This window comes from Lysinibacillus sp. COL-1 (genome assembly GCF_059814265.1).
The window spans coordinates 1136364-1149675 of the sequence record NZ_JCAWSJ010000004.1; the positions used below are offsets into that span (position 1 = coordinate 1136364).

General features: G+C 36.6%; 17 protein-coding genes. 12 read left to right on the forward strand and 5 right to left on the reverse strand.

Annotation, left to right across the window (positions count from 1 at the left end; genetic code table 11):
* Positions 1-7 precede the first annotated feature (7 nt).
* The 4 genes from AC6BKE_RS13855 to AC6BKE_RS13870 all read left to right on the forward strand — a co-directional run bounded on the left by AC6BKE_RS13855 (position 8) and on the right by AC6BKE_RS13870 (position 1801).
* The gene (locus AC6BKE_RS13855) at positions 8-307 is read left to right on the forward strand and encodes a hypothetical protein (RefSeq protein ID WP_237497350.1); all 300 of its coding nucleotides are present in this window, start codon (positions 8-10) and stop codon (positions 305-307) included.
* Complete coding sequence (locus AC6BKE_RS13860) at positions 297-560, forward strand: phage holin (RefSeq protein ID WP_499856967.1); 264 nt, start codon at positions 297-299, stop codon at positions 558-560. Before AC6BKE_RS13855 ends, AC6BKE_RS13860 begins: the two co-directional genes overlap by 11 nt.
* The gene (locus AC6BKE_RS13865) at positions 557-1318 is read left to right on the forward strand and encodes an N-acetylmuramoyl-L-alanine amidase (RefSeq protein WP_499856969.1); all 762 of its coding nucleotides are present in this window, start codon (positions 557-559) and stop codon (positions 1316-1318) included. The genes AC6BKE_RS13860 and AC6BKE_RS13865 overlap by 4 nt, the downstream gene beginning before the upstream one ends.
* Positions 1319-1444: 126 nt before the next feature.
* Positions 1445-1801: a YhjD family protein gene (locus AC6BKE_RS13870; RefSeq protein ID WP_499856970.1), complete on the forward strand. Its 357-nt coding sequence runs from the start codon at positions 1445-1447 to the stop codon at positions 1799-1801.
* Positions 1802-1848: 47 nt separating this feature from the next.
* Here AC6BKE_RS13870 and AC6BKE_RS13875 read toward each other — a convergent pair whose 3' ends face one another.
* The gene (locus AC6BKE_RS13875) at positions 1849-2616 is read right to left on the reverse strand and encodes a hypothetical protein (RefSeq protein ID WP_499856972.1); all 768 of its coding nucleotides are present in this window, start codon (positions 2614-2616) and stop codon (positions 1849-1851) included.
* A 76-nt stretch (positions 2617-2692) separates the two neighbouring features.
* On the reverse strand, positions 2693-2914 hold the full coding sequence (locus AC6BKE_RS13880; protein WP_340812499.1) for a helix-turn-helix domain-containing protein: 222 nt from the start codon (positions 2912-2914) through the stop codon (positions 2693-2695).
* 191 nt (positions 2915-3105) lie between these two features.
* Here AC6BKE_RS13880 and AC6BKE_RS13885 point away from each other — a divergent pair, with 191 nt between their 5' ends.
* From AC6BKE_RS13885 to AC6BKE_RS13910, 6 genes are all read left to right on the forward strand, one after another.
* Positions 3106-3321, forward strand: a complete 216-nt coding sequence (locus AC6BKE_RS13885) for a hypothetical protein (RefSeq protein WP_499856973.1) — start codon at positions 3106-3108, stop codon at positions 3319-3321.
* Positions 3322-3354: 33 nt separating this feature from the next.
* The gene (locus tag AC6BKE_RS13890; protein WP_499856974.1) at positions 3355-4242 is read left to right on the forward strand and encodes a helix-turn-helix domain-containing protein; all 888 of its coding nucleotides are present in this window, start codon (positions 3355-3357) and stop codon (positions 4240-4242) included.
* 15 nt (positions 4243-4257) lie between these two features.
* On the forward strand, positions 4258-4410 hold the full coding sequence (locus AC6BKE_RS13895; RefSeq protein WP_499856975.1) for a hypothetical protein: 153 nt from the start codon (positions 4258-4260) through the stop codon (positions 4408-4410).
* Positions 4411-4594: 184 nt separating this feature from the next.
* A complete protein-coding gene (locus AC6BKE_RS13900) occupies positions 4595-5890 on the forward strand; it encodes an FtsK/SpoIIIE domain-containing protein (RefSeq protein ID WP_499856977.1) in 1296 nt (431 codons plus the stop codon).
* A gap of 4 nt (positions 5891-5894) precedes the next feature.
* Positions 5895-6431, forward strand: a complete 537-nt coding sequence (locus AC6BKE_RS13905; RefSeq protein WP_499856978.1) for a replication-relaxation family protein — start codon at positions 5895-5897, stop codon at positions 6429-6431.
* A complete protein-coding gene (locus AC6BKE_RS13910) occupies positions 6432-6968 on the forward strand; it encodes a hypothetical protein (RefSeq protein WP_499856979.1) in 537 nt (178 codons plus the stop codon).
* 42 nt (positions 6969-7010) lie between these two features.
* Here the strand turns inward: AC6BKE_RS13910 and AC6BKE_RS13915 are convergent, their stop codons facing one another.
* The gene (locus AC6BKE_RS13915) at positions 7011-8288 is read right to left on the reverse strand and encodes a hypothetical protein (RefSeq protein ID WP_499856981.1); all 1278 of its coding nucleotides are present in this window, start codon (positions 8286-8288) and stop codon (positions 7011-7013) included.
* Between the two features lie 505 nt (positions 8289-8793).
* On the opposite strand from AC6BKE_RS13915, the gene AC6BKE_RS13920 reads away from it, so the two are divergent.
* Together AC6BKE_RS13920 and AC6BKE_RS13925 are read left to right on the forward strand one after the other, a co-directional pair.
* Complete coding sequence (locus AC6BKE_RS13920) at positions 8794-9432, forward strand: GntR family transcriptional regulator (protein WP_058843316.1); 639 nt, start codon at positions 8794-8796, stop codon at positions 9430-9432.
* 19 nt (positions 9433-9451) lie between these two features.
* A complete protein-coding gene (locus AC6BKE_RS13925) occupies positions 9452-10501 on the forward strand; it encodes a 2,3-butanediol dehydrogenase (RefSeq protein WP_499856983.1) in 1050 nt (349 codons plus the stop codon).
* A gap of 250 nt (positions 10502-10751) precedes the next feature.
* On the opposite strand, the gene yiaA is transcribed toward AC6BKE_RS13925, so the two are convergent.
* Together yiaA and AC6BKE_RS13935 are read right to left on the reverse strand one after the other, a co-directional pair.
* Positions 10752-11222: an inner membrane protein YiaA gene (gene yiaA, locus AC6BKE_RS13930; protein WP_036127227.1), complete on the reverse strand. Its 471-nt coding sequence runs from the start codon at positions 11220-11222 to the stop codon at positions 10752-10754.
* 584 nt (positions 11223-11806) lie between these two features.
* Complete coding sequence (locus tag AC6BKE_RS13935) at positions 11807-13225, reverse strand: aminotransferase-like domain-containing protein (protein WP_089932120.1); 1419 nt, start codon at positions 13223-13225, stop codon at positions 11807-11809.
* Positions 13226-13312 lie beyond the last annotated feature (87 nt).

Below are 13312 nucleotides of genomic sequence, written 5' to 3' on the forward strand. Positions count from 1 at the left end.
TGTTGACATGGACAGTCAAACAGTAGCTTTAATAGGAATTTTATGTACGGTATTAGGTGCTTTTATAGGGGTGCTTACTTACAACCGTAATCGAGACAAGGATGTAAAAAATGATGCATCTGATTCAGCTGTAATACGCACTAAATTAGACAATATTAACGCTGGGGTAGAATCGATTCGGATTGATATTAAAGCACAAGAAATGCGTGTTACAGGGTTATCAGAGCGTGTAATACGTGTGGAGGAATCTAGTAAACAAGCACATAAACGTTTAGATAAAATGGAGGGAATTACACATGAAAATTAACTGGAAAGTACGTCTTCAACATAAGCAATTTTGGGTGTCATTAATCGCATTATTACTAGTGCTCGCTAATCAAACAGCGGGCATTTTTAATGTCGATATTACGATTTACAATGCACAAATCACAGCCGTTTCTGAAACTGTATTAAGCATTTTAGGTTTACTTGGTATTATTATCGATCCAACAACTGCAGGTGCATCTGACAGCTCGCGAGCGCTCAATTATGATGTGCCAAGAAAGGATGATTTTAAATGAAACCAGTTGAAATAGAAATTCATCCAGGACATTGGATTAATTCTGGTAGTGGCGCAACAGGAATCTTAAATGAAGTTACAGAGGCTCGTAAGGTAGCTAAACGCGTTTATGAGATTTTAAAAGCTTCAAGTGTTCCGTGCACATATTACGAGGACAACACATCGACAAACCAACGTCAAAATATTAATTATCTGGTTAGCCAACATAACAAGGATCAGGACGGTTTAATTGTCTCTATACATTTCAATTCAGGAGGGGATAGCTCAAAGCCGATTGGTACAGAGGTACTTTATTATGACCAACAAGCGTTAGCAGCAAGTATTTCTAAAGCTATATCAGGTGCTACAGGTGGAGGATTAATAAATAGAGGTGCAAAACAGCGTAAAGATTTAGGTGTTCTCGCTAGCACTTATGAGCCAGCCATTTTAATCGAGGTCTGCTTTGTCAATTCAATTGTGGACACTGCTATTTATCGACGTGATTTCGAAAAGATATGTAGGGCTATTGCAAAAGAATTAGCAGCATATTTGGGTAAAGCAGTACCTTCCACACCGTCAATTGTGGAAGACAAACCAACAGAAAAGGATGAGGACACAATGAAATTCACAAACGAGACAACTAAAGCTGCTGTACGTGACTACCTTAAACAGGCAGTAGATAAAGGGAAAATAGATAAATCGTGGATCGAGAAGTTTGATCAAGGTACGATGACAAGTGGTGATTTTGAGGGATTAAAAATTATAATCTCACAACGATAAAACAAATGCCTGTTACCTTAATTGGTAATGGGCTTTTTTTATTTCCACAATTTACATTTGATAAAATGCAGACATTCATCCTAAAATAATACAAACAAACGTTCTTTCTTGAGAGGGTGAGGTTGTATGATTAGTTTCGAACAACGCAGATTATTGCATAAATACGTTGTTTACGACATGGCTGTACAATCCCTACAGCGTGATTACAAAGTAATTGAAAACCTAAAATTAAGCAAAGTATACTTGCCGATACTAGATAAGCTTTTAGATGACATTTCCCAAGAGTGTTACAACTCTAAAAGACTGTTGTCCAAAGACAAAATTAGAGTGGTCAAGTGGGAAAAGATAGACGAGTATTTTAGTGATTTAACTGTAACTACAGCTGGAGAAGATCAAGTGTTTACTTACGCTAATATGGCACTAAAAACGCAGGTGGAAAATTTATTAATCAGTCATCAAAATAAAGACCAGGTGCTCGAATGAGGCCTGTTTTTTTGTATCAAAAAAAGCCACTCGTTTGAGTGACTGATTTATTGTGTTTCTCCATCTATGCTAATTTGAGTTGCATTCATAGCGCCTGTCATTCCTACTACATTACTGACACCTAAATCAGATGCAGCATATCCATCACCTGATAATAATCCTAATGCTTCCACAGTATCACCTATACTCACATCAATTTCATATGGAGGGAAAACAGGAAGTACATAACCGTGGTCATTCTTAATTAATAGTGCGTTTTCCATATTTCCGAATAAGCCTTCTAATGATTTAACACCAACTACTTCACCTTTGAAATAATACTCCATACCTTTGAATTTCGATTCTGTTTTATCATAAAGCATTGCTCCAGGCTTTGCAGGATATAGTTCAGCGTTGAGTTCACCCTCAGTCATATTTGCGGTTTTACTTGAAGCTGTCTCATTCTTAGGTTTATCTGTATTGTTAGATTTTTGAACAGTAGTTTGAACGTTAACTTGAGTTTCATTTGTAGTGTTAATTTCCTGTTCATGTTTGATTTCTTCAGACTTGTTTTCATCTTGTTTTTTATTTAAAGCATCAGTTGAAGTACTTACTTTTTCTTCTACTTTATCAGACTGTGTTGAATCTGTTGGTTTTTCTAAAAAACTATAAGGTATTGCTAAAACAACCATCATTGCAAATGCTATACCAGCAAATTTTAAGAATTTCATTCCTTTAGGTTTATTCATTTGTTTAAAACTAATAATTGACACAACAATAAAAACAATTAATGCAATGGATATTAACCCCACAATCCCAGCAATTGTATCTGCCATTCAAAACGACCTCCCTCTATATTTCCATTTTAGGAAATTTCACAAAGAAAGTATACAAAAAAACAGACAACCGTGACTAGTTATCTGTTTTTTTGAATTGAATGATCTCAGAAATATCCTCAATGTTTAGGGCATCGGCTATTTTCTCAAGTGCATTCTTATTTATACGAATTGTTTTATCATTTACTAATTCACTTATGGTACGAGGATTTAAACTTGTTCGCTCCACAAGTTTTTTTTGATCCCAGCCTCGTTTTTTTAATATTTCTCCTAGATTAGATCTTAATTCAACGCCCAATTTTATTCACCAACTTTCATGTCATTATGTTACTTTTATTATAAACCATAATTTACTTAAAAGAAATTAAATGTTGACATTTTACTTAAACGAAATTATGATTTACTTAATCGAAATAAATAGAGATGCATTTATTTTTTTAATTATTGATTTCTTTTAAGTAAATCGAGTGAAGAAAGGGTGATACCAAAATGCATGTTTACGTAATCCATCTAAGTACAAAAAACGGAAACAAAAGCAAAGGTACTGCAATGCTAGTGGACACAGGTTATAAAAAATTAGAACGTGCTCAAAGTGTTTTGATGAATATTGGATTTGAAATGGTTGATGAAACTAATTTCAAAAAGATGACAGAAACAGGTAGTGAGCAAAAGGCTCAAATTGTTAAAGTTCATTTTTATGACTAAGCAAGTTTGGAATAGAAGGTGAGGTGAATAACGTTGGCATTCGAATACTTAGCACAATACATAACATTCAATTCAGTAGCAGATATGGATAAGAGTGTGGAGGACCACATGGCGGTTCACTATTACCAATTAACAGAATCAGAAAGAGCCATTATTTACAAACTTGCATCACACAGCTTAGAACACACAGGTGTATGCCACTTGAAAGCAAGTACTATTGCTACAGCATTAGAGATAAGCACAAAGACGGTTTATCGATCAATGAAGAAACTAACAGAGTTAGGCATCATCGAAAAAGTACCAAGTACTAAACTGAACGGCATTAAAGGGGCTAGTATTTATCGCATTTTACCTTATGTCCCATCGAGCGTGTCCCAACGAGAGACAGTCGATGAAGCTAGTAATGACGCGGTTTGTCCTCCACAAATTGAAAACCAAGCATCTAAATCTTTTAATCTTTTAAGTTCTAAACAAGCAAATAATATTATGAGTCTTGGTAATGAATTAGCTTTGCAAGCTGAAAAGAAAAAGGAATACATGAACGAGTACCGGGTGATGTTATTTGATTTCATGAATAGCCTGCCATTAGCAGACAACTTGAAAGACGAATTGCACAAGGTTGTATTAGCTTCACAAGTAAATTCTGTGGATGAATTTATAAAAGCTAAGAACGTGCTATTTAAAATCGCTATGGATATTAAAGAAGGTACTTTAACTGTAGCAAGCACACTAAGAGCCGTATTTGTAGGGGCATACAACAAAGCTGTAGAGCGTTCTAATATGGAGCAAAGTAAATCTCCATCTATACAAGAAACTTCTGCCAATGAACGTCCAGTACCTTTCTATAATTGGTTAACAGAGCGTGATAGCCAACCACAATCAAATACGAGATCAACAATCGATAACTGGTTGTTGTGGTAAAAGGGAGATGTGAAAATGACTCATTTTGAACACATGGAGAAGCAAGGGCAACTAACTATTTTTGATTTAGAAGAAATGAAATTTAAGAAGAAATCCACAAATGTTAGTAAACCTGTTGATAAAAAACTTGTGGTTGTACCTCGTAAGGTTGGGTATATTGTTAGGTGATTTTTTATGCCCATTCGTATACCCGATACTGTGCTTGATTAAATGCCACCCGAGTATTGAAGTGGGCATATATGAAATGCTGTTGTGTCAATGGTTTGTACTGTTTTTAAGAATGCTCGATATAAGCAACTCTTACTACGTAAGAGAACCGTGACGCTGATGAAATTAAAGAAGGGATGAAAGTGTGCTGTTTGAAATTTTAACGACTTCATTAATGGGTTGTATTGCGTTAAAAGCATTCTCAAAGAGTAGGGGATTGTCCTCGAACGATAGTGGGAAGATCCAGCGCATTATGTCATTGTCTGGTTTAAATGTTCGTGATGGCAAAGATACATTAACTACGCAGCTTGTTAGGAAAAAACAGTTTGTATGGGGATGGGAATACAAATTCAGGATCCCCCTTGGACGTTCGTTCACTGATTATGAAGCAAAGCTAAAAGTACTTGAAGATGGGCTAAACAATCGCAGAAAAAATATTACCTTTAATGATTTACGACAACTGGATTTAAACAAAGACCTTCTTCAGCAACTACAAAGATTGTGGAAGACAAAACTGAATGAGCAAAAGGAAATTGAACTTGATTTTGATGGATTATTGATAATTCGAGTTTATGATAATCCATTGCCAAAGTCGGTACCATTCAGTAATGGCAAGGGTTGGGCAGTTCCAGTTGGAATTATAAGAAGCAAAAATACTTACAAATATCATGACTTTGAAATGGTGCCGCATGTAGTGTTAGGTGGTGCCACACGATACGGCAAAAGTAACTTCATCAATTCAACTATTTGCAGTCTGGTGCATTGTGAACCAGAGCACACAAACCTTTATCTAATTGATCTTAAAGGCGGAGTGGAATTATGCGACTATGAAAATATTAAACAAACGATTTCCATTGCGTACGAACCACATGAGGCCCTCCACACATTACAGTTGGCATATGACAAAATGCGGCATATACAACGTGAATTAAAGCGCAGAGGAAAGAAGAATGTACAAGAGGCAGGAATAAAGGAACGTTACTTTGTAGTCATTGACGAGGTAGGAGAACTGAATGCAACAGAGGCAGTCACAAAGGAAGAGAAACGCTTAAAGCTAGAGTGCCAGACTCTTATGTCCCAAATAGCAAGGCTAGGTGCCGGACTTGGTTTCAGGCTAGTTGTAGCTACGCAGTATCCAGTAGGTGATGTTATACCAAGGCAGGTTAAGCAAAATGCAGATGCCAAGCTATGTTTTAGAGTGCAGTCGGCTGTTGCTTCAAGGGTTGTACTGGATGCAGAGGGAGCAGAGGCATTACCAATGGTCAAAGGCCGCGCAATTTACCAAATGGCTGATAAAAGAGAAATACTTCAAACACCACTAATCACACCACAAATTATCCACGATACTATCCAACCTCATATTATTGCGAAAGGGGAGCGCGTTGAAGAAACAGCTATCCAACCGAGACGAACAGATACTGTTACTTTTGAAGAAGTTTGATTTTATGACGCGTGATCAACTAAGTCGATATTTTAATTTAGGTAAGAAGCGAAATACAAATAGGGTCCTCCACAATTTATCTAGTTATTTATCATCTATCCGAGATGGTTATGAAACAGTTTACTATTTAAATAGTCTTGGGCGATTGTATGTTGACTGTGATAAGGTCCGCAAGAAAGGTAGCCATGTACAACATACCATCATGCGAAATGAATTTTGGTTATTTTATAAAACTCCAAGGGACTGGAAAAATGAAGTCAAAATATCGGATGGTACCACTTCAATCATTGTGGATGGCATGTTTATACGTAATGGATTTCAATACTTTTTAGAGGTTGACAATTTGCAAACGATGAAAGAAAACAGGGAGAAAATTAAACGCTATAAGGAGCTCATGCCAAGCGTTGTAAAGCAATTAGGTTATTACCCAACACTTGTATGGCTAACAACAACAGAATTGCGTAGGCAACAATTAGAAGCATCCTGTGGAGGGCTAAAGTGCAAGGTATACACAATCAATGAAATTAGAGGGGGAATATAGATGTTTAAAAAGCGTATTAGAACTGAGGTAGTACCTGCAAATGAATATACAGATTATAGTGATCGTTTCGAAGGTGATGAAAAGTATGCCACATTAAGGCATGTAGCTGTAGCTGCATCAGTTCCAGCGTTAATGTCTGTAGGTACAGGACTGTATATATTCAATAAATTTAATGACGCTCATTCCTCCACAATAACGCCTGTAACTGCTCCAGTTCAACAACCTATATTGGAGCCAGTTGTAGCACAAATACCTTCTGTAATACCTGTTAATACTTTTCCGCAACAAACAGGCATAATTGCAGATAAATCACTTGAAATACTAGCAACAGTATTAGATCCTGTCGTTCAAATATTAGTAGCGATTAGTTTTCCGGTAGCTTCGGTCATCATGGTAGGAGCTTGTTTCTTCTTTATGTTTGGGAACTCAGAAAAAGCGTGGAATACCATCATGAATGCAGGGCTTGGTTATGTATTAATTCAGATGGCACCATTATTATTAGATATTTTCAGAACGATTGGCAAAGCGGTTCAATAGAAAAAAAGACCACTCCGTTATGGGTGGTCTTAGTTAATTGTCTTATATGGGTGGTAGTGTTCCGCCACCAACCCAAATAGCTGTGATTTGTCCTAAAGCAGTTAATGTTGCGGTTCCTTCACCAATGGCATTGCCAAATAGACTGCCGACAGAGCCAGCTAGGGAAATTCCCGAAAAGCCTGAGCCATCTAATCCTGTAATAGCGCCAACCACTGCTAAAGTGACCACGGCAATTTCCTTTGTTAAAGGTACTACCGCAGCAAGACCAACACCAAGATCATTGACAATTCCATGTGAGGTAGCGGGTAAATGGTCACCGAGAATTTGTGTAAAGCCAGCATCTCCAAGATAGAAAAAGGCGGCAATAGGGATGACAGGTCCGAACACTTTAAAGCCGAATTGGAATCCTTGAATCAAATAGCTTGTCGTCTTTTCGAGCCCCTCAGCTTTGTGAGTAACAACACTAAGCAAAAGTAAGATGAAAACAGAAGTTCCTCCGATTAAAGCTGTTGCATCGCCACCTTGCAATTTAAAGACAGCCATTGCAATGACATCTAAGACGAAAGCAATGGGAATGAGTACAGCAAAAAATCGTCTTTGCCCGACAGACAGTAAATTTTCCACAATTTCATGTCTATCTTCACCAGCTTCACCGACAGTATTCAAAAGTAAGGTTCCTCTTTTCATATCTCGTCGTAAGAAAAAATAAGCAACAATTGTCGTTACAATCCCCATTGTAATGACGAGTGGAATACTAGCTGAAACGACATCACCAACAGGAATTCCAGCAGCATCAGCCGTTAGTTTTGGAGCCCCTTGTATGACAAAATCACTTGATAACGCAATACCGTGCCCAAATAAGTTCATCGCCATGGCAACGCCAAGTGCTGGGAGGCCAGCCCGAATCGCAACAGGTAAGAGCACCGCCCCTAACAGTGCGACTGCAGGGGATGGCCAGAAAAACCATGAGATAAACATCATTAATAGACCAATCGTCCAATAGGCGAGTGCTGGTGTTTTAATAATCTTCGTGAAAGGTGCAACCATAACCTCATTAATACCAGAAGTCATCATCACTCGACTCATGGCAACAATAATCGAAATAATAAGAATCGTTGATAGCAGCTCTGTAATAGCATAAATAAAGCTGTTAAACACACCACTTATGGACGAAGTGAAATCGCCAGTCGCAACAATCGCTAGCATAAAGATGCCTACTACACAAATGAGGGTGGTATCGCGACGTTTAACCATAAATCCGATGATGAGTACAATAAAAACAACATAAATCCAATGGAGAGCTGTGAATTCAATCCCCATACGTTTCCCCCTCAATATTCTGATTCTATAGAATATGAAGAGAAAAAAAGATGGTGATGATTTTGAAAAATTTTGACCTAGGTGAAATGCTGTGTGAATTGAAAATAGAAATAATTAACTAATAATGATGGGAAATTAAGTTATTAATGAAGTGCTCAAATTGTAAGGAGAACTTTAAGCAATCTAAACTATAGGATTTTCTAGTGTCTTTATCTGCATCTTTGCCAACTATCTCAATGAAATGCCTCTTATTATAAACAAGTAATCAACTTAACAACCACTTTCTTAGCAAATTAAAGGGCCTCTTAAAAGATGCTTGATGTTATACAATAGTGGCCGAAAACTACACCTCAAACAAGATAATTGAAAGAAATGGATTTTTATATTAAAATACTTTTATAGATTATCGATAATCTATAATCCATAATATATAACACCTATAGCTAATCACCCTATACACTAAACTATGTTAAAATAAAGGATATAAATTTAATGGAGTGGTTTGATGGGGTTTGATGAAAGTTCAATTTCAAAAAAAACAATTGCTGAACAAATAGCTGAACGATTATTATTTCGCATATTTTCTGGTTATTATGAACAAGGTCAGCGCTTAATCGAAGCGGAAATTGCAAAAGAGTTACAAGTAAGTCATGCACCTGTCCGTGAGGCTCTTTATCTTTTACAAAAAGATGGTGTAGTCGAAAAAGTACAACATAAAGGTGTAAGAGTTAAGACTATATCGGATCAGGAATTGAAGGATTATTTGGAAGCGCTTTATTACCTATTGGATTCTGCACTTACAAAGTGTGAACCTAAATGGAATGCCGATTTGCAAAATGAACTATTACTTCGTTTTGAAGCGATGAAACAAAGAAAGTCTGCTGAAAATATTTATGAATATGTTGTTTCGTTTGCGCACTTGTTACAATTGTTTTTTGATGTTACAGGAAATATTGCGATGCTACGATTCTTTAAAGAAACCATATTTGTTACAAATGTAGCTGCACAAACAAAATGGAAAATGGATCTAGTTGAATCCTACCATCTGTCCATCAACACGTTTATCAGGTGTATAGAAGTGTCGGATTTTAATCATGCACGAGTGGCTATTAAAGATGTTATTTTATGGTACCAATTTAAATAATTTTATGGGGGTAACATAAATGAAAGCTGCAGTTTGGCATAATGTGAAAGATATTAGAGTCGAAGAGGTTGAATTACGAGCTTTAAGAGAAGAAGAAGTGAAAGTAAAAGTAGCATGGGCTGGTATTTGTGGAAGTGATTTGCATGAATACGAAGAAGGTCCAGTTTTTGTACCAGTTGATGTAAAAGCTGAATTAACAGGTGAAGTTGCCCCGCTTACAATGGGTCATGAATTTGCTGGGATTATCGAAGAAGTTGGCTCTAAGGTTACAGACTTTAAGGCAGGAGACCGAGTTGTCATCAATCCTACATTAACTTATAGAAACAAACATGAAGATGTCGATCGATATGATGGATTTAACTTCATCGGACTACATGGAAACGGTGGATTTGCGGAATATGTCAATGTCCCTGTAACAAATGTACACCGTTTAGCAGATAACTTAACATTAAAAGATGGTGCACTAGTAGAACCAATGGCTGTTGCTGTACAAGCTGTCAAAGATGCTGGGGTTACATTAGGAGATTCTGTAGCCGTATTTGGGGCTGGACCAATTGGATTGTTAACAGTAATCGCTGCAAAAGCATCTGGTGCAAGTAAAGTTATCGTATTAGATTTATCCGATGATCGATTAGAAAAGGCAAAAGAATTAGGTGCAACCCATGCCATTAACTCTGGTAAAGAAAATCCTGTACAAGCCGTTCGATCGATTGTAGCAGGTGGGGTTGATGTATCCTTTGAAGTTGCGGGAGTAGCTCCTACCTTTAAACAAGCAATTGATGTTACAAAACCACGCGGTAACATGATGATCGTTTCGATTTTTGCAAGACCAATCGAATGGAATCCAATGCAGCTTACAAACACAGGTGTTAATGTACTGTCATCAATTGTTTATACACCGTCAATTTTCCAAAGAACAATTGATGCAATGGGCTCTGGTCAACTAAATCCACAGGGTATCATCACAAGTCAAATTGAATTAGATGACATTGTTGACAAAGGATTCAAAACGTTAACAAACGACAAATCACAATCTAAAATTTTAGTCGCGATAAGTGGAGAAAATTAATAACATGGATAGATTAAAATAAATCTATCCTAACAAAGGGAGTATGGCTTATTATAGTCATGCTCTTTTCTTATAGCCTGTTTGATGATTCAAAACTGTTTTTCAAAGGATTTGCTGAACTTCATTGAGGGGAAGAGGGGCGTTGCAGCTTAAGAAAGCGTTTATACTCGATATTTTTGAAATATAATAAGAGAAGAAAAATGACAAAAAGAATCGAGAATGAATTTCACGATTCTTTTTGTCATATAGTTTAATTTCTTTCTCTTGCCCTCTGTGTGTCTCTAATATTTTTTTGAACTGTTATGGAGGCAAATAAACTAAGGACAAATGACATACCATAGAATCCTTTTTCGCTTAAAACAATACTTCCAGCATTATATAAACCAATACCCATTAATAAAATAGATACAATAAGTGCAATCCAACTAATACCATAATAAATAGTAGTAACTGGTATTCCCTCATCTTTATCTCTTACTGATTTTTGTAAAGATACTGCTGAATAGAGCCCGAATACTAAAACAGCTAAGTAATATCCTTTTTCGTTTAGTTGCATCGTTGCGTTAAATAGGCCTATAAGATAAGCAGTAACACCTACGAACAGTGCTGCCCAGGAAGCACCCTTGAAAGCAGCAGTCGGTTCTCCCTCTTTCCTTTCTACTTTTATTTTCGGATCAGGCTGTTTTCCCTTATCTAATGATGTCTCATTTTGATTAGACAATATCTTTCTCCTCCTTCTATCTCTGTATCAAAACATTCTTATTCTACAGGGATGTGATGAGAACAGAAATTTCTCTAAAACTGGCTTTTCAGTAATAAAGCAACCCCCTTTGAAGGAAGCGGCTTTATACTTGACCGTTATTTTGCTGCACTATAGATAGTCAATGTGGCTTCATCAAATTTAAAGGGACGATTATTGTTCCTTGGTAAATTTGCGCTTTACCCCGAGACAATTTTTTCTGTCCTTTGTTGCAATTCCTTTTTAGGGGCAGGAATCTGTTGTACCGATAAGAACTAGGTGTATAACTTTTTTTCATTTTATTCAAATAGACAGCTGAATATGTTAGGTAGATGTGGCTGCCTATTGTTGCTTTGCCCACTGTTATTGACGAACAATGAACGAAATAATTTAAATGGTTGATAATAGATAATGCATAAATAAAGCTGTGTAAAACCTGACTTATGGTTGAAATTAAATTGGTCAGTTGCAACAATTGTATTTAAATGCTAATAAAAGGCTTTTAAAGAAAATTTAAAAGCCTAGGCCCATTTGAAAGTGAGTAGCTGGTTTCAAAAAAGTACCCCTCACGTAGAAAGAGATTGTGCCACTGCAACCAACCTTTTTACTCCTTCCCTTAGTTGTTTTTCATTTGCATAAGAATAGCTTAAACGTATCCAGGATGATAGTTGTTTTAATGGATCACAAATTTGACCCGGTACAAAGGATATAGATTGTTCAATACTTTTAGATAGTAATAATTCAGTTGGAACATTATCTGGGAGCTGCACCCATAAATTCAGACCACCTTTTGGGCTAGTCCATCGCCAACCTGTTACAGCTAGCTCTTCTTCCATGATTTCCTTTCGAATCTGTAGGGCGATCCTAATTTTCTCCAAATGCTGTTGCAATCTTAGGGATGAAAAGTAATGGAGAAAAATTTTTTGATTGAGAAGTGGTGAGCCATTATCAGCCAATGATTTTTCTATTAGGAGTGAGTTCATTAATGATGATTGACAAATCACAGTCGCAATTCTCAAGCCAGGAGAGATATATTTGCAAAAGCTTCGGATATAAATGACTGTTCCAGCACTATCGTACGTGTAAATGGGTGGTGGTGGGGCTTGATCAAAATAGATGTCGTGATAGGCATCGTCTTCAATTAATAGAAATCGATATTGTTCAGCTAGTTCTACTAATTTTTTGCGCTGCTCGACAGAAACAGTATAACCAGTCGGGTTATGGAATGTGGGGTTGAGATAAAATAGGCGCGGCTTGTATTGTTTAATATAGTATTCAACCTGTTCTAAATCGTAGCCCTCTGGATGGATATCAACCGTTACAATCTGTGCTCCTTGTGCTCTAAAAATATCAATCGCAGCACTGTAGCTTGGACGTTCAAATAAAACGACGTCTCTTGGTTTAATAAAAGCTTGAGCGATTAAGTGAATCGCTTGCTGTGAGCCAGAAGTGATTAACAGATTATCTGCACTCAAATGAGTTTTATACTGGTTGATAAAATAGTGAGTGAGTGTTTCACGCAGCTCTAGATCACCTTGTACAGTTGAGTAGGTGGCAAGTACTTTAGGATAAAGATCAAACACTTCCTTCACATAATCTGAAAAATAATGATTAGGCAAAAGATTTGGATCAATCAACGCCTGAGAAAAATGATAGGAAACAGAGGGTTGATGGATTTCGGATAAATGATTTTTTTTTACGTATGCAGAAACAATGGGATTGTCCTGATCTAGATATTCAAAATTTTTCGTTACAGTTGATTGGACATAATAGCCTGCTTTATCTTTTACATAAACTTTGTCATGCTGTTTTAGTAATTGATAAGCTTTTAATACCGTTAATCGATGAACATTCATTTCAGATGCTAATTGTCGGACGGAGGGAATCTTGTCATGTTCTTTCCATTCTTTACGTTCTATACGGTGCAGTACATAATCGTAAACTTTGTTAAAAAGATAATCTTCATTTTGATTTGCTTTGCCCATATTGATTCCTCCTTTTCAAAACGATTGTACCACGAACCTATCTAATCTGTTCTATCCCTTTTAATCTGTTCTATTGTCTTTCTTTTA

Coding starts and splice junctions, on each gene's coding strand:
- AC6BKE_RS13855 (WP_237497350.1), top strand. CDS start 8: ATGGACAGTCAAACAGTAGCTTTAATAGGAATTTTATGTACGGTATTA.
- AC6BKE_RS13860 (WP_499856967.1), top strand. CDS start 297: ATGAAAATTAACTGGAAAGTACGTCTTCAACATAAGCAATTTTGGGTG.
- AC6BKE_RS13925 (WP_499856983.1), top strand. CDS start 9,452: ATGAAAGCTGCAGTTTGGCATAATGTGAAAGATATTAGAGTCGAAGAG.
- AC6BKE_RS13905 (WP_499856978.1), top strand. CDS start 5,895: ATGACGCGTGATCAACTAAGTCGATATTTTAATTTAGGTAAGAAGCGA.
- AC6BKE_RS13870 (WP_499856970.1), top strand. CDS start 1,445: ATGATTAGTTTCGAACAACGCAGATTATTGCATAAATACGTTGTTTAC.
- AC6BKE_RS13920 (WP_058843316.1), top strand. CDS start 8,794: ATGGGGTTTGATGAAAGTTCAATTTCAAAAAAAACAATTGCTGAACAA.
- AC6BKE_RS13865 (WP_499856969.1), top strand. CDS start 557: ATGAAACCAGTTGAAATAGAAATTCATCCAGGACATTGGATTAATTCT.
- AC6BKE_RS13885 (WP_499856973.1), top strand. CDS start 3,106: ATGCATGTTTACGTAATCCATCTAAGTACAAAAAACGGAAACAAAAGC.
- AC6BKE_RS13915 (WP_499856981.1), bottom strand. CDS start 8,288: ATGGGGATTGAATTCACAGCTCTCCATTGGATTTATGTTGTTTTTATT.
- AC6BKE_RS13895 (WP_499856975.1), top strand. CDS start 4,258: ATGACTCATTTTGAACACATGGAGAAGCAAGGGCAACTAACTATTTTT.
- AC6BKE_RS13935 (WP_089932120.1), bottom strand. CDS start 13,225: ATGGGCAAAGCAAATCAAAATGAAGATTATCTTTTTAACAAAGTTTAC.
- AC6BKE_RS13875 (WP_499856972.1), bottom strand. CDS start 2,616: ATGGCAGATACAATTGCTGGGATTGTGGGGTTAATATCCATTGCATTA.
- AC6BKE_RS13910 (WP_499856979.1), top strand. CDS start 6,432: ATGTTTAAAAAGCGTATTAGAACTGAGGTAGTACCTGCAAATGAATAT.